18 protein-coding genes and 1 tRNA gene are annotated in these 26,309 nt (G+C 65.9%); 8 read left to right on the top strand and 11 right to left on the bottom strand.

Annotated elements, in window-relative coordinates; all coding sequences use genetic code 11:
• Positions 1-176: 176 nt before the first annotated feature.
• The 4 genes from AC5P60_RS00675 to AC5P60_RS00690 all read left to right on the top strand — a co-directional run bounded on the left by AC5P60_RS00675 (position 177) and on the right by AC5P60_RS00690 (position 7,060).
• Complete coding sequence (locus tag AC5P60_RS00675; protein ID WP_049402568.1) at positions 177-1,523, top strand: c-type cytochrome; 1,347 nt, start codon at positions 177-179, stop codon at positions 1,521-1,523.
• Positions 1,520-2,446: a c-type cytochrome gene (locus AC5P60_RS00680; RefSeq protein ID WP_033834150.1), complete on the top strand. Its 927-nt coding sequence runs from the start codon at positions 1,520-1,522 to the stop codon at positions 2,444-2,446. The genes AC5P60_RS00675 and AC5P60_RS00680 overlap by 4 nt, the downstream gene beginning before the upstream one ends.
• Positions 2,447-2,564: 118 nt before the next feature.
• Complete coding sequence (locus tag AC5P60_RS00685; RefSeq protein WP_483692828.1) at positions 2,565-4,943, top strand: TonB-dependent receptor domain-containing protein; 2,379 nt, start codon at positions 2,565-2,567, stop codon at positions 4,941-4,943.
• Positions 4,944-4,951: 8 nt separating this feature from the next.
• The gene (locus AC5P60_RS00690) at positions 4,952-7,060 is read left to right on the top strand and encodes a phosphocholine-specific phospholipase C (RefSeq protein ID WP_483692829.1); all 2,109 of its coding nucleotides are present in this window, start codon (positions 4,952-4,954) and stop codon (positions 7,058-7,060) included.
• A 23-nt stretch (positions 7,061-7,083) separates the two neighbouring features.
• Here AC5P60_RS00690 and AC5P60_RS00695 read toward each other — a convergent pair whose 3' ends face one another.
• The 4 genes from AC5P60_RS00695 to AC5P60_RS00710 all read right to left on the bottom strand — a co-directional run bounded on the left by AC5P60_RS00695 (position 7,084) and on the right by AC5P60_RS00710 (position 13,299).
• On the bottom strand, positions 7,084-8,679 hold the full coding sequence (locus AC5P60_RS00695; RefSeq protein ID WP_049456915.1) for an alkaline phosphatase D family protein: 1,596 nt from the start codon (positions 8,677-8,679) through the stop codon (positions 7,084-7,086).
• Positions 8,680-8,689: 10 nt separating this feature from the next.
• The gene (locus AC5P60_RS00700) at positions 8,690-11,623 is read right to left on the bottom strand and encodes a TonB-dependent receptor (protein ID WP_483692830.1); all 2,934 of its coding nucleotides are present in this window, start codon (positions 11,621-11,623) and stop codon (positions 8,690-8,692) included.
• A 141-nt stretch (positions 11,624-11,764) separates the two neighbouring features.
• Complete coding sequence (locus AC5P60_RS00705) at positions 11,765-12,787, bottom strand: FecR family protein (protein ID WP_483692831.1); 1,023 nt, start codon at positions 12,785-12,787, stop codon at positions 11,765-11,767.
• Entirely contained in the window at positions 12,784-13,299 is a 516-nt protein-coding gene (locus AC5P60_RS00710) for an RNA polymerase sigma factor (protein ID WP_231522140.1), read from the bottom strand. Before AC5P60_RS00710 ends, AC5P60_RS00705 begins: the two co-directional genes overlap by 4 nt.
• A 38-nt stretch (positions 13,300-13,337) precedes the next feature.
• Between AC5P60_RS00710 and AC5P60_RS00715 the strand changes: the two genes are divergently transcribed.
• Both AC5P60_RS00715 and aceE read left to right on the top strand, forming a co-directional pair.
• Positions 13,338-13,736: a hypothetical protein gene (locus tag AC5P60_RS00715; protein WP_033834141.1), complete on the top strand. Its 399-nt coding sequence runs from the start codon at positions 13,338-13,340 to the stop codon at positions 13,734-13,736.
• Positions 13,737-13,982: 246 nt separating this feature from the next.
• Complete coding sequence (aceE, locus tag AC5P60_RS00720) at positions 13,983-16,655, top strand: pyruvate dehydrogenase (acetyl-transferring), homodimeric type (protein WP_483692832.1); 2,673 nt, start codon at positions 13,983-13,985, stop codon at positions 16,653-16,655.
• Positions 16,656-16,713: 58 nt separating this feature from the next.
• On the opposite strand, the gene AC5P60_RS00725 is transcribed toward aceE, so the two are convergent.
• On the bottom strand, positions 16,714-17,196 hold the full coding sequence (locus AC5P60_RS00725) for a hypothetical protein (RefSeq protein WP_033834139.1): 483 nt from the start codon (positions 17,194-17,196) through the stop codon (positions 16,714-16,716).
• Positions 17,197-17,422: 226 nt separating this feature from the next.
• Between AC5P60_RS00725 and AC5P60_RS00730 the strand changes: the two genes are divergently transcribed.
• Positions 17,423-19,753: a TonB-dependent receptor domain-containing protein gene (locus AC5P60_RS00730; RefSeq protein ID WP_483692833.1), complete on the top strand. Its 2,331-nt coding sequence runs from the start codon at positions 17,423-17,425 to the stop codon at positions 19,751-19,753.
• Positions 19,754-19,874: 121 nt separating this feature from the next.
• Positions 19,875-20,336, top strand: coding sequence for a DUF4189 domain-containing protein (locus AC5P60_RS00735; protein WP_088436846.1), 462 nt, complete (start codon positions 19,875-19,877; stop codon positions 20,334-20,336).
• Between the two features lie 74 nt (positions 20,337-20,410).
• Here AC5P60_RS00735 and AC5P60_RS00740 read toward each other — a convergent pair.
• The 6 genes from AC5P60_RS00740 to lexA form a co-directional block, all read right to left on the bottom strand.
• Positions 20,411-20,503: transfer RNA gene (locus AC5P60_RS00740), tRNA-Ser, on the bottom strand.
• A gap of 78 nt (positions 20,504-20,581) precedes the next feature.
• On the bottom strand, positions 20,582-20,785 hold the full coding sequence (gene csrA, locus AC5P60_RS00745) for a carbon storage regulator CsrA (protein ID WP_004152909.1): 204 nt from the start codon (positions 20,783-20,785) through the stop codon (positions 20,582-20,584).
• A gap of 147 nt (positions 20,786-20,932) precedes the next feature.
• Positions 20,933-23,581, bottom strand: a complete 2,649-nt coding sequence (gene alaS, locus AC5P60_RS00750; RefSeq protein WP_049454888.1) for an alanine--tRNA ligase — start codon at positions 23,579-23,581, stop codon at positions 20,933-20,935.
• Positions 23,582-23,690: 109 nt separating this feature from the next.
• Positions 23,691-24,182: a recombination regulator RecX gene (recX, locus tag AC5P60_RS00755; RefSeq protein WP_005409024.1), complete on the bottom strand. Its 492-nt coding sequence runs from the start codon at positions 24,180-24,182 to the stop codon at positions 23,691-23,693.
• Between the two features lie 110 nt (positions 24,183-24,292).
• The gene (gene recA, locus AC5P60_RS00760; protein ID WP_005412937.1) at positions 24,293-25,330 is read right to left on the bottom strand and encodes a recombinase RecA; all 1,038 of its coding nucleotides are present in this window, start codon (positions 25,328-25,330) and stop codon (positions 24,293-24,295) included.
• A 204-nt stretch (positions 25,331-25,534) separates the two neighbouring features.
• Complete coding sequence (gene lexA, locus AC5P60_RS00765; RefSeq protein ID WP_005412936.1) at positions 25,535-26,170, bottom strand: transcriptional repressor LexA; 636 nt, start codon at positions 26,168-26,170, stop codon at positions 25,535-25,537.
• Between the last annotated feature and the right edge of the window lie 139 nt (positions 26,171-26,309).

The following is a 26,309-nucleotide window of genomic DNA, read 5'->3' on the forward strand; positions in this document are numbered from 1 at the left end:
CGGGGAAAAGGTGCGACAGCGTGGCAGGTTAGCGACGCGCGCGTGGGCCATCTATCGCGCATGGATGACGGCTTGATGACAACGCAGGAACGATTCAGCTTGGTGTACAAGCTGTATCTGTTCAGTCATTGATCCGGATCAATGAACGCGCGCGCGGGATTGCCCACAGTGCCGCCATGCGCACCTCGTTCAAGCTCGCCATTGCCCTGGCCGCCACGCTGGCCGCCGCCTACGGCGTCGCCCGCACCACGCCCTACTGGTTCGCACCGCGACAGGCCGCGCAGGTCGACATCCACGATCCGGCATTGATCGCGCAGGGACAATACCTGTCGCGCGCGGCCGACTGCGCGGCCTGCCACACCGCGCCCGGCGGCAAGCCGTTCGCCGGTGGCCTCGGCATGCAGACGCCGATGGGCACGATCTACTCGACCAACATCACGCCCGATCCGGACACCGGCATTGGCGCCTACGACTACGCCGACTTCGAGCGCGCGGTGCGTCGCGGCATCCGCCATGATGGGCAGCCGTTGTATCCGGCCATGCCGTACGCCTCGTACGTGATCGCCAGCGACGCCGAGATCAAGGCGCTGTACGCCTACTTCATGGGCTCGGTGCAACCGGTGGAGCAGAACAACGCCGACAGCACGATCCCGTGGCCGGCCAACATGCGCTGGCCACTGGCCTGGTGGCAGCTGCTGTTCGCACGCCCGCGCACGTTCAACCCGGATCCGTCGCTGGATGCCAGCCAGCAGCGCGGCGCCGAACTGGTGGAAGGCCTGGCCCACTGCGGCGCCTGCCACACGCCACGCGGGTTGGCGTTCCAGGAAAAGGCGATGGCCGATGATGGCAGCCGCCAGTTCCTGTCCGGCTCGGTGCTGGAAGGCTGGTATGCGAAGAACCTGCGCAATGAATCGACCGGCCTGGCCAGCTGGAGCGAGGGCGAGATCGTCGACTTCCTGCGTACCGGCCGCACCGATCGATCGGCGGCCTTCGGCGGCATGGCCGACGTGGTCGAGCACAGCACGCAGTACCTGTCCGACACCGACCTGCTGGCGATGGCCCGCTACCTGAAGCAGCTGCCCGCCCGCGAAGGACGCAGCGCACAGTGGTCGCCCGGTACCGACACCACCACCGCCGCACTGCGCAGCGGCGACTACCGCGTGGCAGGTTCGCTGGCCTATGCCGAGCACTGCCAGGCCTGCCACCGCGCCGACGGGCGCGGCATGCCGCGCGTCTATCCAGCCCTGGCCGGCAACTCGATCGTGTTCGCCGATGACCCCAGCTCGCTGGTGCAGGTGACCCTGATCGGCGGCCGCACGCCGCATACCCCGCATGACCGCATGGCCTTCACCATGCCCGGCTTCGAGCAGCTGCCAAACGCGCAGCTGGCACAGATCCTGACCTTCATCCGCAGCAGCTGGGGCAACCAGGCCAGTGCCGTGAGCGAGGTCGACGTGGCGCGCATGCGCCGGGTGGTGCGCGACAAGCCGGTGCACTACGTTCCGCAGGAGGCCGCACGATGAAACGTTCGCGCAAACGCTCCCGCCTGCTGATCGGCAGTGCGATCACCCTCGTGATGCTCGCCGGGGCCGGTACCCTCGCTTACCGTCATCTGTATCCGGACCTGGATGCCGCCGTGGCCAGCACGATCGATATCCTCGATGCGCAGGGCAAGGTGGTCGGGCACTACCATGCGCCCAGCGCCGAAGAAATCGCCGGGCTCGGCAATGCCGAATCGGTGATGCTCGGCCGCCGTATCCTCAACGAGACCGCACGGCTGCTGCCGGACAATGTCGGCAACGATCTGAACTGCAACTCGTGCCACATGGCCGAGGGCAAGCGGCCTTTCGGCAATCACTACTTCAATACCGGCGGCGGCGCCTATCCGCGCTACATGCCGCGTCCGGGCAAGGTGATCGGGCTGACCGAGCGCATCAACGGCTGCCTGCAGCGTTCGATGAACGGCAAGCCGCTGCCGGAGGACTCGCCGCAGATGCGCGCGATGCTCGATTACATGGCGTGGCTGAGCAGTCCGGTGCCAGAGGGTGCAAAGGTGGCCGCCCCCAGTGAGGGGCCGATCGACAGCACGCTGACCCCGGACCCGGTCCGCGGCCAGGCGCTGTACGCCGTGCAGTGCGCCGCCTGCCATGGCGACAACGGCGAAGGACGGCGCGACGCCGGCGGTGACATCGCCTTCCCGCCGCTATGGGGCGACCACAGCTTCAACATCGGCGCCGGCATGGCGCGCCTGTACAAGGCCGCCGGCTTCGTCAAGCACAACATGCCACCGGCGGTGACCCGCGAGCCGCCACTGGGCCAGCAGGCGATGCCCGACCAGGATGCGGTGGACATCGCCAGCTACTTCATCAACCAGCCCCGGCCGGACTTCGCCAACAAGGCCAAGGACTGGCCGCGCGACCCGAAACCCAAGGACGCGCGGTACTGACAGGCAGGCGGCCGGGGGCGTCGGCCGTCACAACACGGTTCCTGCATCTCTACGTCATGTCGATGTCATTGGTGCTGTCGACACTCGGGGGCTTCTCTCCCCCCAAGGTCCGGTATCGATGCGAACGATTGCGCGCTTTCCCCGTGTTTCGCTGCTTGCCCTGCTGATCGCCCCCGCGCTGGACGCCCTCGCAGAAGCACCGCAGGGCGATACGGGCGAAGCGCGCAGCAGCGATGCCCGCACCCTCGACCAGGTGCAGGTGATCGGCCAGGCCACCAGCTACGCCAAGACGTCGGTGCGCGCAGAAACACTGAACCGGCAGACGGTGATGAGCAGCGTCAACGACGCGCTGAACGAAGTACCCGGCGTGGTGGTCAGCGAGGCCGACGCCACCGGCTCGTCGGTGTGGGGCACGCAGATCAGCATGCGCGGGTTCGTCACCAATCGTGATACCCAGCAGATCGGCACCACCATCGACGGTCTGCCCAACGGCGGCTCCGGCTACGGCGGCGGCTCGCTGGCCAACCGCTACATCGACACCCTGGACCTGGAAACGGTGGAAGTCAGCCAGGGCACCGCTGACATCTCCTCGCGCTCGAACGAAGCCCTCGGCGGCACGCTCAACTTCCTCACCAGCGACCCGATGCAGGACAGCCGCCTGCGCTTCGTGGTCGGTGCCGGTGACAACGAGGCGCGCAAGTACTACGTGCGCTACGACACCGGCCTGCTCGGCGGCCACACCCGCGCGTGGATCAGCGCCTCCTCGTCGAAGGTGCACGACTGGATCGACGGCACCGGCCACGCCAGCAACGACCACATCGCCGGCAAGTTCATCACCGAACTGGATCGCTGGACGCTGACCGGCTACCTGTCCTACAACGACGCCGACGAGCCCGAATACACCAGCGTTTCGCCGACGGGCTTTGCCACCAATCCGGATCGCGACAACCTGGTCGGCACCCTCACCGGCATTCCGTATCTGGACCAGAACTACCGTTCCGGCTCGCGTGCGCTGCGCGAGAACACCTTCGGCTACCTGCGCGCAGCCTTTGACGGCGGCAATGGTTTCAAAGCGTCGGTGGCCGCCTATGGGCATCGCATGCAGGGCCGCGGTGACTGGCTGCCGCCGTACCTGGCGCAGGTCAGCGACGATGGCGCGGGCCGCCCCGAGTCGGAGTACCTCGGTGGCGAGACCGTGTACGGCGGCAGCAACCGCGGCCAGATCTTCTTCGTCAATCCTGATGGCAGCGCGGCACAGCGGCTGGCCAGCTGCACGCCACGGTTGGGCTTCACCGCCGAGTACGATCCGAACTGCTACGCCGGCAACGTGCTGGGCGCGCAGTCGTATCGCCACACCCACTACGACAACGATCGCATGGGCGTGACCGCCGACGTCGAGTGGCGGCAGACCTTCGGCGCGGTCGACAACACGATCCGCGGCGGCCTGTGGGTGGAGAAGCTGGACCGTTCGGCACGCCGTGACTGGCACCGCCTGCTCAATGTCGGCCAGGACATCGCCTTCGACCACCAGCCGTACTGGGTGCAGTTCGAAGACAAGTACAAGGTCGACGAGCAGATGTACTACGTGGAGGACGTGGCGCGCTTCGGGCCGTTCAGTGCACGCCTGGGCGTGAAGCAGTTCTTCGTCGACCAGTCGCGTCGCCGCGTGATCGGCGCCAGCGAACACGTGACCTCCGATTCCAGGTCCGACCCGTTGCTGTCGACCGGTTTCACCTGGGCGCCGGGCGTGGAAGGCATGGAGCTGTTCGCCGGCTTCTCGCAGAACTTCGCCGCCATTCCCTCCGGCGTGCTCGGCGAGACCGACCCGCAGCGCTTCCGCAACGTCGAACCGGAGACCGCCGACAACATCGAAGTGGGCATGCGCATCAGCCGCTGGCCGCTGACCGCCTCGGTGACCCTGTACAACATCAAGTTCGACAACCGCATCGTCTACCTTCCGGCAGGTTTCGTCAGTGGCATCGACTATCTCGGCGAGACCGACGGTGTCTACGAGAACTTCGGCGGCGTGGAAAGCAACGGCCTGGAAGCGGCGTTCGGCTACGGTTGGGACAACGGCTGGCGCCTCAACGCCGCCTATACCTACAACCGCTCCAAGTACCTGGGCAGCGGCGATGCCGCGCGCGACACCCAGCTGGGCATCGTCGATGGCGCCAAGGTGATCGGCCAGCCCGAACAGACCCTGGTGCTGTCGGCGGACTGGCAGGGCGAGAACTGGAACTTCGGCCTGTCCGGCCGTTACCTGGGCACGCGCTATCTCGACGCCGCCAACGTCAACAAGCTGCCCTCGGCCACCGTGTTCAACGCCAACATCGGTTTCGACCTGCAGGGCCTGTCGCCGCGCCTGAAGGGCATGGGTGCCAACCTGGTGGTGAGCAACCTCACCGATAAGCGGTATCTTGCGGGGGTGGACGGCCGCGACAACGCCTTCATCGGCGCCCCGCGCACCGTCGGCATCTCCTTCCGCGTGGACCTGTGAGTGAGCCCGTGACCGATATCGGCCGACGCCGGTTGTTGCAGGCCGGCGTTGCCGCCGGCCTTTCTCCGCTGCTGCCCAGCATCGCCCGGGCCGCAGCGATCGCCCCCGCCGCGCAGACGCGCAGCCTCGAAGACCTGCAGCACATCGTGGTGTTCATGCAGGAGAACCGTTCGTTCGACCACTACTTCGGCACGCTGCCGGGTGTACGTGGTTTCGGCGACCGCTTCGTGGCCCCGGCCGCCGCGCTGCAGGCCGGTGGCCGCGCGCGCAGCCTGTGGCTGCAGCCCGATGCCAGTGGCACGCGGGCGATCGCACCGTTCCCGCTGGATACCGCCGCGCACTTCGGCTACATGCGGGTGGAAGGCACGCCGCACACCTGGCCCGATGCGCAGCGCGCCTGGGACCACGGCCGCATGGGGCACTGGCCGAAGGCCAAGCAGAACCACTCCATGGGCTACTTCCAGCGCAGCGACATGCCGTTCCAGTTCGCGCTGGCCGATGCGTTCACGATCTGCGACGCCTACCACTGCGCGATGCAGGCCGGTACCAACCCGAACCGGGTGTTCCTGTGGACCGGCCACAACGATGCACAGGCCCGCGCCGGCGGCCCGGTGATCGCCAACTCGCATGACAACTTCCCCGAACACGGCGGGCATCCGGCGTCATACCGCTGGACCAGCTATGTCGAGCGCCTGCAGAAGGCCGGCGTGTCCTGGCAGATCTACCAGGACATGGCGGACAACTTCACCGACAACCCGCTGGCCGGCTTCGAGGCGTTCCGTCGAGCGTACAGTGCTGCACCCGGGCATGACCCGCAACTGCGCGCACGCGGGGTCAGCACCCGTGGCCTGCCACAGCTGCGCCAGGACGTACTCGACGGGCGCCTGCCGCAGGTCAGCTTCATCATCGCCGACGCGGCCGGCAGCGAGCACCCCGGACCCTCCAGTCCGGCGCAGGGCGCGGCCTATACCGCGCGCGTGCTGGATGCGCTGACTGCCGATCCGGAAGTCTGGAGCCGCACCGCCCTGCTGCTGATGTTCGATGAGAACGACGGCTTCTTCGACCACATGCCGCCACCGGCACCGCCTTCGCCGGTGGATGGCGGCTGGGCGGGTGCGTCCTCGGTCAGTACCGAGGGCGAATACCACCGCCATCCCGCACCGGGCGACGAGAAGTACGATGCCGCCGAACTGCGCGGCCGCCCGTATGGACTGGGCCCGCGCGTGCCGCTGTATGTGATCTCGCCGTGGAGTCGGGGTGGCTGGGTCGACTCGCAGGTGTACGACCACACCTCGGTCATTCGACTGATCGAACGCCGCTTCGGTGTGGCGGCACCGGACATCTCGCCGTGGCGCCGCGCGGTCTGCGGCGACCTCAGCAACGCCTTCGACTTCGCCCAGCGCGATACCCGCCCGTTCGTGCGCGGCCTGCCCGACGTGAGCGCGGTGGCCGCACGCGCCGCTGCGTTGCCAGGGCGAACCGTGCCGGCGCTGCCGGAGGGGCTGAAACCAGCGAAGCAGGAAGTCGGCATACGCCCGGCGCGCGCCCTGCCCTATCGGCCGCAGGCATCGATGGCTGCGGTGGACGCCTCGGGCGTGGATCTGGCGCTATCCTGCGAAGGCGCGGCGGCAGTGCTGCATGTCTACGACCGGCTGCGGCTGGATGCGGTGCCGCGCCGCTACACGCTGCTCCCGGGCATGGCGCTGCGCGAGCGCTGGCCGCTTGATGCCCAGGGCCGCTATGACCTGTGGCTGCTGGGCCCGAACGGCTTCCACCGCCACTTCCAGGGGGCGGCCAAGGATCCTGCGCTGCAGGCTTCAATTGATCGCACGGATGGCCAACTGCGGCTGCGGCTGCGCAACCTGGGTGACGGCGCGCAGCAGGTGCGTGTGCAGCCTGGTGCCTATGCCGGGCACATGCCCGATCAGGCGCTGGTACTACCCGCACACGCAGAAACCGCGTTGGCGTGGGACGCAACGCCCACGGCGGGCTGGTATGACCTGCAGATCGGCGCGGGCGAGAGCATGCTGCGCCTGGCCGGTCGCGCCGAGGATGGGCGCCCCGGCACCAGTGACCCGGCGATGGGCAGCGAACCACTGCGGTTCGAGCAGGATTGAAGGATCTCTGTAGAGCGGTAGATTCAGGCCTCCTGCAGCCCCGGCCGGCCGTGCTCCACCGCATAGCGCTTCCAGCTCTGCACCGCGCCATTCGGCTGCATCACGGTATCCAGCGTCTTCATGTCGCCGATCCACGCATCGCGGGTGACATCGCACAGCACGTAGCCACGCTTGTCGGTGGTCGCCTTCAGATAGGGACTGTGCGCAAGCTGGTTCCTGGCATACGCGTCCACACCCTGGCCATCGGCGCCGGAGGTGATCGACGTGGCGAGGAACTCGCTGGAGACCACGCCCGAGTCACGGTGGTCCTGCACCAGATCGCTGGCATAGTGGCGATGCGCGTCGCCGCAGGCGGTCACCACGTTGCCGAAGCCCACCTTCTGGATGTGGTCGAGCAGGCGCCGGCGGCTGTCCAGATAGCCCGACCACTGGTCGTCGGACGACTGCACCACCCCATCCTTCTCGCGCATGTAGTTGCCCAGCGCCACCTGGTGGGCGATGGTGTGCCAGCGCGGTGCGGCATCGGCCAGGCCGTCGAAGAGCCAGCGCTCCTGCTTCGCCCCCACAATGCTGCGCTCCGGCGATTCCACCTCCTCACGCAGCGCCATGTTCACCTGCTTGCTGCGGTACTGGCGGGTGTCGAGCAGGTGCAGGTCCATCAGCGTGCCGTAGCGTGCACGTCGGTACATCTGCATGTGGCCATCGCGCGGGAATGCCGAACGGCGCAGTGGCATGTTCTCGTAGTAGGCCTGGAACGCCTGTGCGCGGCGCAGCAGGAATACTTCGCTGGGCGTGTCATCCTGGTCCTCGGCGCCGGCCCAGTTGTTGTCCACTTCATGGTCGTCAAAGGTGACGAACCACGGTGCCGCCGCATGCGCGGCCTGCAGGTCGGCATCGCTCTTGTACTGGGCGTAGCGGCGGCGGTAATCATCCAGCGTGTAGATCTGCGGGCCGACGTGGTTGCGCAGGTTGGTGAACGGCTGGCCGTTCATCTTCCGCAGACCCGGCTGGCTTTCGCCTTCGTAGATGTAGTCACCATAGTGGAAGACGAAATCAAGCGGTTCCTCGGCAATGCGCCGCCACGCAGTGTAGTGGCCTTCTTCGTAGTGCTGGCAACCGGCCACCGCAAAGCGCACGCGATCCACCGCGGCCGTGGCTGCGGGCAGCGTGCGGGTGCAACCGACCGCACTGGCGTGGCTACCGACGCTGAAGCGGTACCAGTAGGGCCGTCCGGGCGCCAACCCGTCCAGCTCCACGTGCACGGCGTGGCCGAGTTCGGGATGCGCCATCGCCGCCCCCTGGCGTACCACCCTGCGCATGCCTTCGTCTGCGGCCAGTTGCCACTCGACCAGCATCGGCCGGGTCGGCATGCCGCCGCCGAACACCAGCGGTTCGGTCGCCAGGCGCGTCCACAGCACCATGCCATCGGCCGAGGGATCACCCGAGGCCACGCCCAGGGTGAAGGGTGTGCTGGCAAAGCGCGGCTTGGCCAGCAGGTTGCGCGGGTTCAGCGCGGTGGCATCGGCCTGCGCGGCCAGCGCGTGTGCCGTGCCCATCCAGGCACCGGCAGCGGACAGGCCGGCCATGGCCAGGAATCGCCTGCGATTGATCGTCTCCACGGCTGTGCCCTCAGTTGTAGATGATGTGGAAGTAGAAGAAGCGGCCGTAGTCGTCGATCTCGGTACGGAAGCGCCCGTTCGGGCCGGTGCTGTAGGTCGGCTGGGTGTTGAACAGGTTCTTGGCCTCGTACTTCAGCGTCACGTGCTTGCTGACCTTGTGGCTGAAGCCCATGTTGAAGGTCATGTACGGGTCGTAGTACGAATCCAGCCACTGGGTGTCGCCGAAGTCGACCAGCATCCGGCTGCGGTAGGTGCCGGACAGGCGCAGCTGCGCGCTCTTCCACGGCATGCGCCAGATCACCGAACCGTTGAGCGACCAGTCCGGCTGGTACAGCAGCCGGTCCAGGCGGCGTTCGGTACCATCACTGATGCGGTAGTTGGTCTGGCCTTCCAGCCGCGTGGCGTTGAAGTACATGTCGAAGCGCTGGCGGCCCCACTGCAGGTTGCGGTTGGCCACAGCGAACTCGACACCGCGCAGCTTGGACTCATCGGTGTTCATCGGCTGGGTCACCCGGTAGCGGGTATCACCCACGTTCTCGAAGGTGGTCAGGGTGTAGATGTCGTCCTTGATCACCTTGTCGAACAGCGCCACCGAGACCAGGGCGTTGTTGCCGTTGAAATACAGGTCCCACGCCAGGTCGATGTTGGTGGAACGGCGCGGCTGCAGGTCGGCATTGCCCTGCTTTATGCTGCAGAAGCCCCTGCCCTCCTCGTCATCGCCACAGCTGGTGCTGGTGGCCTGGGCGATGTTGCTCGGCGTCGGCCGGCCCAGCGTGCGGCTGGCGGAGAAGCGCAGGCGCTGGTCCTCGGTGAGCTTGAAGGTTGCGTTCAACGAGGGCAGCAGATTGTTGTAGCCACCGCTCGTGTTGCGGAACGCAGAGGTATAGGTAGTGCCGCCATCATCGCTGAACGGACTGTAGGCATCGAAGCGGGTGTGGTCGTAGCGCAGGCCGCCGATCAGCAGCAGCCGGTCCCAGGCGTAGTGCGCGGACACATAGGCATTGGTGATGTCCTCCACGTACTTGTAGTCACTGGTGAAGTTGGCATTCGGATACGCCGCATTGTTGCTGCCCAGTTTCGGCAGCAGTTGCTCGTTCCACTTGCGGTTGTCGATCAGCGGGAAGCCCGGCACGCTGCCCAGCAGCGTCGAACCCGGATACAGGTAGTCGTTGAGCGTGGCACTGCTCTTGAAATAGTCGAAGTCGATGTCCTGCCAGATCTTCAGGTGGCGGTACTCGGCGCCGGCGGCCAGTCCGAAACCTCTCGCATCGGCGTCGATGTTGTAGCTGAAGTCGGCGCGCAGGTTGTCGATGCTCTCCTTGGCATCGCGCGGGGAGACGTAGGCTTGCGCCGGATTGAGCTTGAATGCGGAACTGGTCAGCAGACTGGAATCGGAAACGGCCACCGCGTTGGGGAATCCGTGGCTGTCGTTCTCGTAGTCGACGAACAGGTTGCTCGGGTAGGCGCGTACCCCCCAGTAGACCTGGCTGTTGTGGAAGGTCTCTTCGGTATGGCCACCGCGCAGGGTCAGCCGCGAACGGTCACCCATGTCCCAGTTGAAGCTGGCGATGGCGCCACGATTGCTGCGGTCCCAGCGGTCGTGGCGGTTCTTGATGTAGATGCTGTTGATCTGGGTGGTGCCGCTGTCTTCGGTCTGGTTGCGGACCGGAAACTTGGCGTTGCCGTACAGATCCGTCTTGTTCATCGTCGAGTTCTCGTAGAACCGGTACGAATACACAAGCAGCGATGCGTAGAACGGATCATCCGAGGGCTTCCACTCAAGCTTGGCGGAGCCACCGAAGTTGGTGATGAAGTTGGTATAGGTGCCAGTGCTGAAGTTGCCAGGCGCACGCAGCCCGTTCCAGCCCTTGGCCTGGTCCGGGCCCGTGGTACCGTCGGTGAGGTATTTGCCAGCGTCGTTGTAGTAGTAGTTCGACTCCACCCAGCGCTTGACGCTGTTGCGCGAACGCTGCTCGTAGCGTGCCACCGCAACGATGCCGAACTGCTGGTCGACACCAAACTGGTTGGAGAACACCATCTTGGCGCTCTTGCCGAAGTGGCCCAGGGTCTCGTGGTTGCCACCAGCGCTGCGCTCGACGTTGGTCTCGGCGGTGGAATAGATGCCTGCCACATCGGCAAACACGTACTTGCCGGACCGGTCGAAGGCACTGCGGCTGATGATGTCGATCACGCCGCCGATCGCATCCGGTGCCTGCTCGGCACTGAAGCTCTTGTAGATGTCGGTACGGGTGCCGATGTCGCTGGGAATCAGCTGCAGGTTGTTCATGCGCTCGCCGGAGCCACTGCCCCCCACGCTGGCAATCGCAATGCCATCGATGGTGGTGTAGTTGAGGTTGGCCTGTACGCCGCGCACGGTCACGTAACGTGGCTCGCCGGCATCCTCCACCGCACTCAGCCCTGGAGCGGCCATCAGGCTCTCGGCCAGGGTCTCGTCGCCGTAGCTATCCATCTCGTCATACACCACCGAATCCTTGATCACCGGCGACGACTTCTTCTGGTCGATGACCTCATGTGCGGCAATCACCTTCACCGTGTCCAGGGTGGGCGCCACCATTGCCTCGGCCTCGCGCGGCTTCGGCGCGGCCGGCTTCGGTTGGTTGCGAGCTGGCGCCGGATCGATGGCGATGACATTGCCATCCACCACGGTGTACCCCAGGCCGGTACCGGCCAGCAGCGCGTCCAGCGCCTGCCTGACGGTGGCACCGCGCGGCACCGCACCGGCCATGCGGGCATCACCGCCGGCCGAGTACAGGAACTGCACCCCGGAACCGCGCGACAGCTGCTCCAGCGCACGCGCCAACGGCTGCGCCGCGATCGGCGTGGATACACGCGCCTCCAGGCCATCGGCACCGGCGGCGAAGGCCAGCGGCACGCTGCAGGGAGACAGGGCGAGGATGATCGACAGGTAGAGCGTGTTGCGCATCACGGGTCCTTGGAAGAGAGAAGGCAGCAGGCGCCGCTGCGTGGCTCGGCAGCGGCTTCTCCCAAGTAAGAGCCCGCATCCGCCGAAGTGGAGAACGCGGATTCGATGAATTTTTTCTGACAGTCCACGACCACGTCGGCCTCAGCGACTGCCAACCCGCACGGTGTCGCCTTCGCGCCTCACCACGAAACGCGGGTCGCGTTCGAGGAAGGCCTGCAGCGCACCGATGCGATGCGCATCGAGGCTGCCGGACAACCGTGCCGATGCCGCACCTTCGTCCAGCACGCGAACCTGCACCTGGTTGTGCCGGTTGAAGGAAGCGGCCACCTCGTCCAGCCGCTCGTCGAGGAAGGACACTTTGCGCTGCTGCCAGTCCAGCAGCATCGACAATGGCAGATCCAATGACTCGACCGCATGGCTGCGCACGTCGACCTGCACCACCCGGCCTTCGCGCAGTTGCGCAAGACGCCGGGGGTCCACACCCTGGCTCCATACCTCCACCTCGCCGGAGACCACGCCGATGCGCGTGCTCTGCAGCCGTCGCGATACATCGAACATCGTGCCGATGTCGCGGATCTCCAGGCCGTTCACCGCCACCTCGAACGGACGGCGGTCGCGGGCGATGTCGAATGTGGCCTCACCCTGCAGCAGCTCCACCTTGCGGCTGAACCAGCCCATGCATACCCGCAGGCGGCTGTCCGCGTTGAGCCGCACCTGGGTCTGGTCAGGCAGCACCAGGTCGCGAAGTTCACCCTGTCCGGCACTGTAAAGCTGCTCGGTGGGCATCACCTGCGGAACCAGGCCCACGCCGAGCAGGGTGATACAGGCTGCGGCAGCCGCCACCCCCCAGCGCGCACGACCGCGACGCGGCACAGCGCGCGGCGGCGCGTGCACGCTACCGAACAGCGGCACCACCTTGGCGGCGACCTGCGGCGGTGGAACCGCCGCGTCGTCTGGCAACGGCGATTGCAGCGCCTCGCCCACCTGCCGGTGCAACGCAAGGGCGTGCATGTAGGCGCGCACGTGATCCGGCGAGCGCTTCATCCAGTCCAGGAACGCGAGGCGCCCGGCCTCATCCAGCGCCCCCTCGCGATTGCGCAGGAACCAGTCCATGGCCTCGCAGGCGATCGTGTCGTCGGCCACGGGCGATGAGGTCCGGTTCATGTGAGCTCCCTGGCGCCCAGCGCCTTCCTGCAGGCCTCCAGCCCCTTGCCGATGTGCTTGCGCACCATGTGCACCGACACCTGCAGCTGCTGGCTGATTGCCGGGCAGTCCAGCCCGTCGCGGTAGTGCAGCTCCATCACCCGCCGCGTGGTCGCCGGCAGTCGTGCGATGGTGCTGCGGATATCGTTCCAGCGCTGCGCGCGCTCGAATTCACCTTCGATGTCTTCTTCGCTTTTCAGCACTTCGGCCAGCAGGTCGACGTCTTCCAGCGGCGGCAGCGACGACCGCGCGCGCACATGCTCGCGCGCCAGGTTGGCCGCCACGGTGAACAGGTAGGCTTCCGGGTTCTCGACCGCATCGGCATCCTCGCCGGTGCTGCGCAGCAGGCGCAGGTAGACCTCCTGCGCCAGGTCTTCGGCATCCTCGCTGGCCGAACCGCGACGCAGGAAGAAGCCACGCAGCAGCCGGCGCCGCAGCGCGTAGCTCTTCTCCCAGATCCTCACGCTGTTCACGGCCGGCCAACCACCCCGAGGCTGGAAAGCCCCGCAGGGTGACCGCCATCGATGACAGTGGCGTTTCAACGACCGGCAGGCAGCCGCTAGAATGCGGCCCCTGCAATGTCCCGGCAGCCCGCACAAGGAGTGCTCCCATCAACGCACGCACCGCCATCAACACCCTCAGCAGCCTGCTGTTCCTGCTGCTGGTCGCCCACACCACCGCCTACCAGCAGCAGATGTGGCCGCCCAGCCGGGTCATCCATGTGCATCCGGTGATCGTCGTCCTCGCCTATGCGCTGGCTGTGCTCACGCTGCTGTTGTGGATCGGCGGTCGTCGTGCACCGGAACCCGCCCAACGCCTGGCGCGCTGGTTGCCCATCGTCGCCTGGTGCCTGCTGGGCGTCGGCGTGGCGATCATCCCGGTGTTCCTGCCGGGGCTGTCCCCGGCCTGATCAGCGGCCGCGCCCAGCGCATCGGCCCATGATACGGCGCGCGGCACCAACCCTTGCTTGCCAGAGACCCAAGCCCCGCCCGCCTACCGAAGCGTGGGGGGGCAGGCCTACGCTTGTCTTCTCGGTGGCCGCCACGGTCGCCCTTCGCGTCACGGCGCCCGCCGTTGCGACCCCGCTCCAGTGCTGTGCGCCCTGCCGGTGTTGTCGCCCAGGCAGACGTCCGACCGGCGCCCTCTGGAGACAGCCATGAACCAAGCCCTCATTCCCTTCGATACCGATCCACTGGAAACCCAGGAGTGGCGTGAATCGCTGGAGGCGGTGATGCAGGCCGGCGGCCGGCCGCGCGCGCACTACCTGATCGACCAGCTGAGCGATCTGGACGCCCGGCAGCACGGCGACCTGCATACCCGTGCCTGGACCGCCTACGTCAACACCATCCCACCCGAGCGCCAGCCGGCCTACCCGGGTGACCTGGCCATCGAGCGCCGCCTGAACGCGATGATCCGCTGGAACGCGATGGTGATGGTGCTGCGTGCCGGCAAGCACTCCAACGTCGGCGGCCACATCGCCACCTACCAGTCAGCGGCAGTGCTGTACGACGTGGGCTTCGATCATTTCTTCCGTGGCCGTACCGACACATTCGACGGCGACATGATCTACATCCAGGGCCACTCCGCGCCGGGGATCTACGGCCGCGCGTACGTGGAAGGCCGCATCGATCCGGCACGGATGGACAACTTCCGCCGCGAAGCCGGCCGCGAAGGCCTGTCCTCGTATCCGCACCCGCGCCTGATGCCGGAGTTCTGGCAGTTCCCCACTGTGTCGATGGGACTGGGCCCGCTGACCGCCGCCTACCAGGCGCGCTACATGCGCTACCTGGAATACCGCGGCCTGAAAGAACACCAGGGCCGCAAGGTCTGGGCCTTCCTCGGCGACGGCGAGATGGACCAGCCCGAATCGCTGGCGGCAATTTCCCTGGCCGGCCGCGAGCGGCTGGACAACATCGTGTTCGTGGTCAACTGCAACCTGCAGCGCCTGGACGGTCCGGTACGCGGCAACGCCAAGGTCATCCAGGAACTGGAAGGCACCTTCCGCGCGGCCGGATGGAACGTGATCAAGCTGATCTGGGGCAGTGGCTGGGACGACCTGCTGGCCCGCGACCACAGCGGCCTGCTGCGCCAGCGCATGATGGAATGCGTGGACGGCGACTACCAGACCTTCAAGTCGCAGAGCGGCGCCTACGTGCGCGAGCATTTCTTCGGCCGCTACCCGGAGCTGCTGGAGCTGGTCGCGCACATGAGCGACGACGACATCTGGGCGCTGGCACGTGGTGGCCACGATCCGCAGAAGGTGTACGCCGCCTACCAGCAGGCGGTGAACACCAGCGGCCGGCCGACGGTGATCCTGGCCAAGACGGTCAAGGGTTTCGGCATGGGCGAAGCCGGCGAAGGCCAGAACATCAACCACCAGCTGAAGAAGATGAGCGCCGACGCGGTGCGCGCTTTCCGCGACCGCTTCAACCTGCCGGTCAGCGACGACCAGCTGGAGGAGATGCCCTATCTGCGCCCGGAACCGGGCAGCGCCGAAGCGGCCTACTTCGCCGAGCGCCGCCGCATCCAGGGTGGGCAGCTCCCGGCGCGCCTGGCCAAGGTCGATCCGCTACCGCTGCCGCCGCTGTCGATCTTCAACACCCAGCTGCAGGGCAGCGGCGATCGCGGCCAATCCACCACCATGGGCTTCGTGCGCATCCTCACCAGCCTGCTGAAGGACCCGGTGCTGGGCAAGCTGGTGATTCCGATCGTGCCCGATGAATCGCGCACCTTCGGCATGGAAGGCCTGTTCCGCCAGATCGGCATCCACTCCTACCTGGGCCAGCTGTACACCCCGCAGGACGCCGGCCAGCTGAGCTATTACAAGGAAGCCAAGGACGGCCAGATCCTGCAGGAAGGCATCAATGAATCCGGTGCGATCTGTTCGTGGATCGCCGCCGGTACCGCCTACAGCAACCACGGCCTGGCCACGATCCCCTTCTACATCTTCTATTCGATGTTCGGCCTGCAGCGCGTCGGTGACCTGGCCTGGGCCGCTGCCGATGCGCGTACCCGCGGCTTCCTGCTCGGTGCCACGTCGGGCCGCACCACGCTGATGGGCGAAGGCCTGCAGCACGATGACGGCCACAGCCACGTGCTGTCGTCGGTGATTCCCAGCTGCGTGTCCTACGACCCGACCTACAACTACGAGCTGGCGGTGATCATCCATGACGGCCTGCGCCGCATGTATGTCGACCAGGAAGACATCTACTACTACATCACCGTACTCAACGAGAACTACCCGCAGCCGGCACTGCCCGAAGGCGCCGAGGCCGGCATCCTGAAGGGCCTCCACCTGCTGCGTCCGGCAGCCGCCGATGCCGCCTCGCAGCCACGCGTGCAGCTGATGGGCGCAGGCTCGATCCTGCGCGAGGTGGAAGCTGCGGCAGAACTGCTGCAGCAGGACTTCGGCATCGCCAGCGATGTGTGGAGCGCGACCAGCCTGACCGAACTGCGCCGCGATGGCCTGGCCACCGAACGCTGGAACCTGCTGCACCCGGCTGAGGAACCGCGCGTACCCTACGTGCAGGAGTGCCTGCAGGGCTATGACGGCCCGGTGGTGGTGGCCACCGACTACATGAAGATCGTCGGCGACCAGATCCGTCCCTTCATCAACGACCGCCGCTTCATCGCACTCGGTACCGATGGCTTCGGCCGTTCCGACACGCGTGAGTCGCTGCGCACGTTCTTCGAAGTGGATCGCCACTTCATCGTGCTGGCCGCCCTGAAGTCGCTGGCCGACGAAGGCCGCATCGAGCGCTCGCGGATGCAGGAGGCCATCGACAAGTACGGCATCGACACCGCCAAGCGCGACCCGGCCGCGTTGTGAGGCTGCCGGTGCCATGCCCGCGGATTCCCTCCCCGTGGGCATGGCGCAGGCGGCGCCGCTACGGTATCCGCTTGAACAGGTTGGTCTGCAGGATCGGCGTGCCGTCGTGGCCGTAGAACGCCTTGGTCTCGGTCATCGTCGTACGGTCGGCCGCCACGGTATAGATGCGGGTGGAGGCCGGCGTACCATGGTCCACCAGCTGCATCACCAGGGTATTAGGCGCCGGCAGTTTAAGGTTGGCTTTGTCCGCGCCGTAGGTGCCGGACAAGGGCCCCGGCGTACCGTCGAGCGCCAACGTGCCGTCGGATTTCATGGTCTTGCCGTCGTGCAGGACGATGTCAACGTGTGAACTCCACCGACCCGCACCGGCGTCCTTGAACTCCAGCACCACCTGCTTCGGGCGCTGTGCTTCGGGTAACGCAGACGTGGCGATATCCAGCGACCAGCGCCCCAGCAGCGGTGAGGGCGAAGCTTCCACCGCCAGCGCCGGAACGGCGGAGAGCGAAAGCGCAGACAACAACACAGCGGACAACAGCTTCATACGGGGCTCCGTTTGAATGAGGAAGCTCTGCGTGGGGCGTTGCGGGGCAGTGCCCAGATCGTGCCGGTCGCCAGCAGCACGCGCAAGGCGGTGCGCTGAACGAGGGAGACTCCGTCCCATTCCGAGAGGCCAAAGCACCCTGCCCCATTGAATCGAGGCGGTTTCCGCTCTTGTTGACCCGAAGAGTTACGTTATAACATTTCACGTCAATTTCACGGACCGTGCCATGCGTCGCCATCTCCTTGCTACCGCCCTTCTGTTCGCCGTCCACAGCGCCCAGGCCGCGGACGAACCCACCCTCCCCACCCTCCAGGTCCAGGCCAGCCAGCCCTCCCGTATCGACAGCCGGGTCACCGTCGACAACCCACAGGCGCAGAACCGCACCCTGGGCGGCCTGCTCGAACACGTCTCCGGCGTGCAGAACAGTGCTTTCGGGCCGAACGCGGGTGCCCCGGTCATCCGCAGCCTCAGTGGCAACCGCGTGCAGATCCTGCAGGACGGCCAGTCCATCCTCGGGATGAACGCGATCAGCGGCGACATCAACATCCCGTTCGATCCGCTGTTCGTACGCAGTGTCACCGTCAACAAGTCTTCCGACACCGTGCGCTACGGCGGCAATGCGATCGGTGGCAGCGTGGAGATCGATTCGGGCCTGATCTCGCGCCGCATGGAAGACAAGGACCAGTCGATGGAGCTGGTCCTGCGCAAGGGCTTCAATGCAGCCGACGCGCAGGGCTTCCGGATGAACTTCAACAACCAGCGCAATATCTCAACCAACCTGCAGGTCTCGCGTCAGCGCATCTCGCACTACGACATCCCCGGCAACAGCAAGGCCAGTGTCTGCAACACGCGCCTGTTCCCCCCGACCGGCGGCGTGAACTCTGCGCTGGCCGACAGCTGCCAGAAGGAAGCGCGCGTGCAGCAGATCTACAACAAGGCCTCGCAGCCTTACATCGACCAGTTCATGACCGAGAACCCGGACTGGGCCGACGGTGATTTCTCGTTCTACACCAACAACCCGACTTCGGTCTGGCAGCGTCGCACCTACATCAATCCGGTCAACCCGGCCTACGTACCCGGCACGCCTTCGTACGTGCAGGAGCAGATCAACAACGACGTGACGCCCGATTACCATCACCGGTTGGGCAACAGCTACGCGAGAAATTCGCAGGTGGCGCTCGGGTCGACCCTGTTCTTCGACCGTGGTTACGTGGGTATCAGCATCGATGCCAAGGACAGCGAGTACGGCGTGCCGGGGTTCTCGATGCAGAACCTGTCGTTCGGCTCCAACTATGCCAACGGGCTGCCGGTGGGGGTGGTGATCAAGCAGGAACGCTATGCACTGGAAGCCCTGCTGCGCGATCCGCTGCCGTGGTTCGAGCGCGCCGAACTGCGCGTTTCCAAGCTGGACAACACCTCGGGCGAGCGGCTGGGTGCCACCCGCGCCAACGACTACGATTTCGAGAGCACCCAGGCCGAGGTGCTGCTCAGCCATCAGCGCGTCGGTCCGCTCAGCGGTATGCTGGGTTTCAGCCACCAGTCGCGTGATGTCACCGGCAGTGGCTCGCTGCGCTACCTGCCTGACGTCGACACCCGCAGCAACGCGGTGTTCCTGAAGGAGACGCTGGACTTCGGCTGGGCCAGTTTCGACGCTGGCGTGCGCCACGAGCGGGTTGACCATGACCTGCAACCAAGCCGCTTCAAGACCGCGCGCAATGCCGCCAACGCGAAACTGCAGGACCGCGACTACCGGCTCAACAGCTACAGCCTGGGATCGTATGTCGAGCTCGGTCCGTTGTTCGCCGCCAAGGTGCGCTACTCGTCCTCGCAGCGCGCACCTGAGATCAACGAGTTGTACGCGAGCAATGCTCACTATTCGGTGATGACCCAGGAAGAAGGCAACCAGAACCTCGAGCCGGAACGCGCGAAGAACCTGGAACTGACCGGCCTGTTCCACCTCGGTGGTTTCGAACTGTTGGCCACCGCGTACCGGATGAAGTACGAGAACTACCTGTACCTGGGTTACTCGGGCATGCAGACCGCCAACCGCCTGCCGCTGAAGTACTGGAAGCAGACCGACACCACGGTGAAGGGCTTCGAGATCGATGCCTCGCAGGCATTGGACCTGGGCCGCTACGGCACGTTGAACGTGTCCGCCTTCGCCGACCTGGTGAAGAACAAGGCCGACCGCCCCGATTCGCTGCGTGCCCACAATGACGGCGAGTACCTGCCGAACATGCCGACCAACCGCTACGGCGCCAGCCTGCAGTGGCAGCGCGAGGGCTGGAAGGCGCGGCTGTCCAGCACCTACTACGACACGCAGAAGTACCTCGGCCGCAACGTGAGCGAGGAAGTGCCGCTGGATGCATTCAACCTGGTCGACCTGCAGGTCAGCCGTGAGCTGCCGGTACGCAACAGCTACATCGCCGGCATGGAGGTGTTCGTCAACGGCAGCAACCTGCTCAATCAAGAAGCACGGCCGCACAACTCGCCGCTGAAGTACATCGCGCCGCTGCCCGGGCGCGGTTTCCAGGTGGGCGTGACGGTGAAGCTCTGAGGATCGAACGCATCGGTACGCGCCTGCGGGCAAATGGCCTGCAGGCGTTCTCCCCCGCCCCCCCTGCGTGGTTGCGCCACACGCGCCGGTTGATTCACCATCGGCAAAAGAGGAGAGCGTGATGAACTGGAAGCATGCGGTTTCACTGGCGCTGTTGTTGTCCGTTTCATCAGCCGCAAGTGCTGCGTCTGCGATCACCTACGACAAGGATGGCCGCTACGGCTATTCGATGAACCAGTCTTCCCTCACCACTGCGATGCAGCAGTCGCTGCACTACTGCGCAGCGCGATCGCGCAATTGCGGTCAGTCCGCCAGCACCACCAGCGAAGGCTATTCGGCCATAGCGACCGGCACGATCGCGTTGGGCTTTGCACTGGGTGAGAAGACGGCGGACGCCGCGCAGCGGAAGGCCGAAAGAATGTGCAGGGAACGTGCCAACGACTGCACGCTTGCGTTGCTGTGGCGGGAAATTCCACCTCGCCACATTGAACCGCCACAGCTGCCGGGTACACCCGCTCCGGCACCGGCGACGACACCCGCGCCCATGCCAACGCCTGCCTCCCGCACCAATCAGCCAGGATAGTCAGCTCCACGCTGCGAGTGTCGGATAAAGAAAAACGCCTGCAGATCGAGGATCTGCAGGCGCTTCTTTGTATCTGGCGGAGTGAGAGGGATTCGAACCCTCGATAGAGCTTTTGACCCTATACTCCCTTAGCAGGGGAGCCCCTTCGGCCACTCGGGCATCACTCCGGGGTTTTCTCCGCGTCTGGTGCGTTGCACCTCAGCGGGGCGTGAATCATAACGTTAATCGAGTGCGAAGGTAAAGCGTTATTCGGCAGAATTTTCGCTACCGGTGCCACCGGCTTCGTCACCGCGCTGGATGCGCTGATAGATCTCTTCGCGATGCACAGCAACGTCCTTCGGCGCGGTGATGCCGATACGCACCTGGTTACCCTTGACGCCAAGCACGGTGACGCTCACCGAGTCTCCGATCATCAGGGTTTCGCCGACGCGGCGAGTCAGGATCAACATTTTTGTAAGTCTCCATGGAACCGTGTGGAAGGGTATCCCCCACCGGCTTGACGCTCCGTCAAGAAGCGCTACCACGACAAAGGGAAAAGATTCGCAATGGTACCGTCAGCCGTCCCGCTCCTACAAGGAGGGGGACGGCCAGGTTCATCACAGGCGGGGGCTGACCCATTCGACGACTGCAGCCAGCGCAGTGGCAAGGGCGGGCCCGTCCTCGCCACCACCCTGGGCGAGGTCCGGGCGTCCGCCGCCCTTGCCCCCGATCTGACTGGCGATATGGGACAACAGTTCCCCGGCCTTGACCTTGCCCATTGCACTGCCGTTCACACCCGCGACCAAGGCGGCCTTGCCGTCCTGGGCGCCGGCCAGCACGATCACCGCGTCGCCCAGCTGCTGCTTGAGGCGGTCCATGGCGTCACGCAGGGCCTTGGCGTCGAAGCCCTCCAGGCGGGCAGCCAGTACCTTCACGCCAGCAACCTCGACGGCCTGGCCGGACAGATCGGCCGTGGCACCGGCGGCGACCTTGGCCTTCACGGCCTCCAGTTCGCGCTCCAGCTGCTTCTGGCGCTGGCCGAGGGCACGGATCTTCTCGACCACGTCGGCAGCGCTGCCACCGAGCAGTTCTGCGGCCTCGGCCAGGCGGGCCTCTTCGGCGTCCACGTAATCCAGCGCACCCTGGCCGGTAACAGCCTCGATGCGGCGCACGCCCGCGGAGACGCCGCCCTCGGAGGTGATCTTGAACAGGCCGATGTCGCCGGTACGGTTGACGTGGGTACCACCGCACAGCTCGGTGGAGTAGTCACCCATCTTCAACACGCGCACGTGCTCGCCGTACTTCTCGCCGAACAGGGCCATCGCGCCGAAGTCCAGCGCTTCCTGCATGCCCATGTTGTGTACTTCGGCGGCGTTGTTGGCGCGCACCTGCTGGTTGACCTTGCGCTCGATCACGGCAAGCTCTTCCGCGCTGATCGGCTGGAAGTGCGAGAAGTCGAAACGCAGGCGGTCCGGAGCGACCAGCGAGCCCTTCTGCTGCACGTGGGTGCCCAGCACTTCGCGCAGGGCGGCGTGCAGCAGGTGGGTGGCCGAGTGGTTGAGGATGGTGGCGCCACGGCGCTCGCCATCGACCTGGCCGGAGAGCACGTCGCCGACCTTCAGGCCGCCTTCGGACAGGGTGCCGACATGGCCATGGAACTGGCCGGCGAACTTCTGGGTGTCGTCCACCGCCAGGCGCACGCCGTTGCCGGTCAGTACGCCGGTGTCACCGACCTGGCCGCCGGACTCGGCGTAGAACGGGGTCTGGTTGGTGATGACGATGACTGCGTCACCGGCATCGGCCGACTGCACCGGACGGCCGTCCTTGAGCAGGGCCAGCACGGTCAGGCCGTCAGCCTGCAGGCGGTCGTAGCCCAGGAACAGGGTCGGGCTCAGGGTCGCCACCAGCTCGGCGGGCAGGGTCACGCCACCACCGAACTTGCCGGCCGCGCGCGCGGTCTCGCGCTGCTGCTCCATCGCGGCATCGAAGCCGGCAATGTCGACGGTCAGGTCGCGCTCGCGGGCGATGTCCTGGGTCAGGTCGAGCGGGAAACCATAGGTGTCGTACAGGCGGAAGGCGTCAACGCCCGGGATCACGCCATTGCTGGCCTTGCCCGCCACGTCCTCGAAGATCTTCATGCCGGCGTCGAGGGTTTCGGCGAAACGCTCTTCTTCGGCCTGCAGCGCACGGGTGACGGTGTCCACCGCAGCCGGCAGTTCCGGATAGGCTTCGCCCATCTGCTCGACCAGGGTCGGCACCAGCTTGCTGAAGAACGGCTGGCGCACGCCCAGCATCCAGCCGTGGCGCAGTGCGCGGCGGATGATACGGCGCAGCACGTAACCGCGGCCTTCGTTGGACGGCAGCACGCCATCGACGATCAGGAACGAACAGGCACGGATGTGGTCGGCGATCACGCGCAGCGACTTGTTTTCCAGGTCGGCGGTGCCGGTCAGCTCGGAGGCCTTGCGGATCAGGGCCTGGAACAGGTCGATCTCATAGTTGGTGTGCACGTGCTGCAGGATCGCCGCCAGGCGCTCCAGGCCCATGCCGGTATCCACGCACGGCGCCGGCAGTGGCACCAGGGTGCCGTCGGGCTGGCGGTCGAACTGCATGAACACCAGGTTCCAGATTTCGATGAAGCGGTCGCCGTCTTCATCAGGGGAACCCGGGGGGCCACCGGCGATATGGTCACCGTGGTCGTAGAAGATTTCGGTGCACGGGCCGCACGGGCCGGTGTCGGCCATCTGCCAGAAGTTGTCCGAAGCGAACGGTGCGCCCTTGTTGTCGCCGATGCGCACGATGCGCTCTTCCGGCACGCCGACCATGTCGCGCCACAGCTCGTAGGCTTCGTCATCGGTCTGGTAGACGGTGACCAGCAGGCGTTCGGCCGGCAGCTTCCAGACCTGGGTCAGCAGTTCCCAGGCCCAGGCGATCGCGTCCTTCTTGAAGTAGTCGCCGAACGACCAGTTGCCCAGCATTTCGAAGAAAGTGTGGTGGCGCGCGGTGTAGCCGACCTGGTCGAGGTCGTTGTGCTTACCGCCCGCGCGCAGGCAGCGCTGGACGTCGGCCGCGCGCACGTAGCTGCGCTTTTCCGCGCCAAGGAACACGTCCTTGAACTGCACCATGCCGGAGTTGGTGAACAGCAGGGTCGGATCATTGCCCGGCACCAGCGGCGCCGACGGCACGATGGTGTGGCCTTTGCCCTTGAAGAATTCAAGGAAGTCGCTGCGGATCTGGGAAGTCGTGAATTTGGCGGATGCGTTCATTGGGGGCTGGCAGTCTGCGGGCCGGCGGACCCGGACCACCGGCCGCGTTGGCCAGGGTCGCGAGGGACCGCCGAAAACCTAAAGGGTATCAGGCCCGGCGCCGCCAGTCTCAGTCATCCGGGTCGTAGCGGGTCGCGCGGCGGATGCTGTCGCCGTCGAAGCCCCGTCGGGCCAGCAGATCGGCAGCCTTGCGCCGCTGTGTCAGGTCCTGCGGACCGGCCTCGCCAAAGCGCCGGCGGACCAGATCACGGGCGTTTTCCTGCCAGTCGCCTTCGTAGCTGTCCATCGCTGCGGCAATCGCGGCACTGTCCAGGCCGTGGGTCCCCAGCTCGGCGCGGACATGGATCGGCCCATAACCGGTGTTGGCGCGCATCCTCACCAGGTTCTCGGCAAAACGGGTGTCGTCCTGCCAGCCGGCCTCGGTCAACTTGGCGACAGCGGCCTGCGCGGCTTCGTCTTCGATGCCACGGGCGGTCAGCTTGCGGGTGAGTTCCTTGCGCGAGTGCTCGCGGCGGACCAGCAGGCCCAGTGCCCGTTGCACGGGGGTCTGCTCACGCGGCCGGCGCTTGCGGCCGGTCGGAATGTCTTCGGCGTCGGACATGGGTACTCCAAGGGTGGCGCCATCCGTGGCGCCCAGCCCATCCCTGGGCGATTCGAACCTGCGGGACAGGGCGACGTCACTGACGGCGCCACCCTGCCCCACAGCAAGCCTTATTCGTCTTCGCCTTCGTCGTCGCCTTCCTCGCGGGCCGCTTCGGCCGGCTGGAATTTCTCGCGCAGCTCGGCCTCGAGCTTGGCGGCGACAGTCGGGTTGTCGCGCAGGTAGCCGCGGGCGTTGTCCTTGCCCTGGCCAATGCGTTCTTCACCGTAGCTGTACCAGGCGCCAGCCTTCTCGACCAGCTTGGCATCCACACCCATGTCGATCAGCTCGCCTTCACGGCTGATGCCTTCGCCATACAGGATCTCGGTGATGACCTGCTTGAACGGAGGTGCCAGCTTGTTCTTGACGACCTTGATCTTGGTCTGGTTACCGATGATCTCGTCACCCTTCTTGATCGCGCCGATACGGCGGATGTCCAGGCGGACCGAGGCGTAGAACTTCAGCGCGTTGCCACCCGTGGTGGTTTCCGGGCTCTGGCCCGGCATCATCACGCCGATCTTCATGCGCAGCTGGTTGATGAAGATCACCAGGGTGTTGGAGCGCTTGATGTTGCCGGTCAGCTTGCGCAGCGCCTGGCTCATCAGGCGGGCCTGCAGGCCGGGCAGCTGGTCGCCCATCTCGCCTTCGATTTCGGCCTTCGGGGTCAGCGCGGCAACCGAGTCGATCACCAGGATGTCGACCGAACCCGAACGGACCAGCATGTCGGCGATTTCCAGCGCCTGCTCACCGGTGTCCGGCTGCGACAGCAGCAGGTCGTCCACGTTCACGCCCAGTTTGGCGGCGTAGATCGGGTCCAGCGCGTGCTCGGCGTCGATGAAGGCCGCGGTACCGCCCATCTTCTGGCATTCGGCGATGGCCTGCAGGGTCAAGGTGGTCTTGCCCGAGGATTCCGGCCCGTAGATCTCAACGACACGGCCCTTCGGCAGACCACCAATGCCCAGCGCGATGTCGAGCATCAGCGAACCGGTCGGGATGGCTTCGACGGGTTCGACCACGCGGTCGCCCATGCGCATCACCGAGCCCTTGCCGAACTGCTTTTCGATCTGGCCCAGAGCTGCAGCGAGGGCGCGCTTCTTGTTCTCGTCCATCGGATTGGTCCTTGCAGAGGTCGTGTCGTTGGAGGTGCTGTCTTTGGGGGTCTTCTTTGCCATGGGTTCACTTTAAGTCGGACGTATCGCACAGGCTGAGATTCTGCCCGGCGCTCTGAAAAGAATTATCGGACATCCGTACCAACCTCAGTGGAACCAGAGAATCGCCACAAAAGACCGCGGGGTAATGCGCTATGGAACGGGTCAACGGTTGGGCCGCAGCAGGCCGCAATAGAGGCCCTCGATCGCGAAGTCCTGATCCGGCAGTACCTCGATCGGCTTGTAGTCGGGATTGCGCGGCAGCAGGCGGATACGATCCTTGGCGATCTTCAGCAACTTGACCGTGATCTCGTCATCGATGCGGGCCACCACGATCTGCCCGGAATGGGCGTCGCGGGTGCGATGCACGCCGATCAGGTCACCGTCGAAGATGCCCTCGTCGATCATCGAATCGCCCTGCACCTTCAGCAGGTAGTCCGGCGCTGGCGAGAAAAACACCCGGTCCAGCACCACGAAATCGTCCGAGCCGATGTCGGCGCCGATCGGGAGGCCGGCCGCAACCCGGCCCAGCACCGGCAGGCGCAGCACACTGTCGGGCAGGCCCGGCTCGGCCAGCTTCTCGACCGGCGGCGCCTGCACCAGGCGGATGCCGCGGGCCTGGCCCGGGATGCGACGGATCGCACCGGCCTGCTCCAGGGCTTCCAGGTGGTACTGGGCCGCGCGCACGCCCTTGAAGCCGAACGCACGTGCGATTTCAGTCTGCGAGGGCGGCGCGCCTTCGCTCTCGATACGCTCGGCGATCAACTGCAGGATCGCCTGCTGGGTGTCGGTCAGGTCCATGGTTAGTAGTATTACTACTAATATCCGGGACTGCAAGTGCCGGGGGCGACACGGCAACATCTGTAGTGCGAGCCATACTCGGCAGTCGGGCGAATGGCCGGGCGGCAAAGGCGAATGCAAGGGCGAAAGCAGCCGACCA

The organism is Stenotrophomonas sp. YJH_SMC_120 (genome assembly GCF_059368675.1).

Bases quoted from the DNA above. Each gene is read 5' to 3' on its own strand.
- AC5P60_RS00685 (WP_483692828.1), top strand. From the start codon at position 2,565: ATGCGAACGATTGCGCGCTTTCCCCGTGTTTCGCTGCTTGCCCTGCTG.
- recX (WP_005409024.1), bottom strand. From the start codon at position 24,182: ATGTCCGACGCCGAAGACATTCCGACCGGCCGCAAGCGCCGGCCGCGT.
- AC5P60_RS00675 (WP_049402568.1), top strand. From the start codon at position 177: ATGCGCACCTCGTTCAAGCTCGCCATTGCCCTGGCCGCCACGCTGGCC.
- AC5P60_RS00725 (WP_033834139.1), bottom strand. From the start codon at position 17,196: ATGAAGCTGTTGTCCGCTGTGTTGTTGTCTGCGCTTTCGCTCTCCGCC.
- aceE (WP_483692832.1), top strand. From the start codon at position 13,983: ATGAACCAAGCCCTCATTCCCTTCGATACCGATCCACTGGAAACCCAG.
- csrA (WP_004152909.1), bottom strand. From the start codon at position 20,785: ATGTTGATCCTGACTCGCCGCGTCGGCGAAACCCTGATGATCGGAGAC.
- lexA (WP_005412936.1), bottom strand. From the start codon at position 26,170: ATGGACCTGACCGACACCCAGCAGGCGATCCTGCAGTTGATCGCCGAG.
- recA (WP_005412937.1), bottom strand. From the start codon at position 25,330: ATGGACGAGAACAAGAAGCGCGCCCTCGCTGCAGCTCTGGGCCAGATC.
- AC5P60_RS00735 (WP_088436846.1), top strand. From the start codon at position 19,875: ATGAACTGGAAGCATGCGGTTTCACTGGCGCTGTTGTTGTCCGTTTCA.
- AC5P60_RS00700 (WP_483692830.1), bottom strand. From the start codon at position 11,623: ATGCGCAACACGCTCTACCTGTCGATCATCCTCGCCCTGTCTCCCTGC.
- AC5P60_RS00705 (WP_483692831.1), bottom strand. From the start codon at position 12,787: ATGAACCGGACCTCATCGCCCGTGGCCGACGACACGATCGCCTGCGAG.
- AC5P60_RS00680 (WP_033834150.1), top strand. From the start codon at position 1,520: ATGAAACGTTCGCGCAAACGCTCCCGCCTGCTGATCGGCAGTGCGATC.
- alaS (WP_049454888.1), bottom strand. From the start codon at position 23,581: ATGAACGCATCCGCCAAATTCACGACTTCCCAGATCCGCAGCGACTTC.
- AC5P60_RS00730 (WP_483692833.1), top strand. From the start codon at position 17,423: ATGCGTCGCCATCTCCTTGCTACCGCCCTTCTGTTCGCCGTCCACAGC.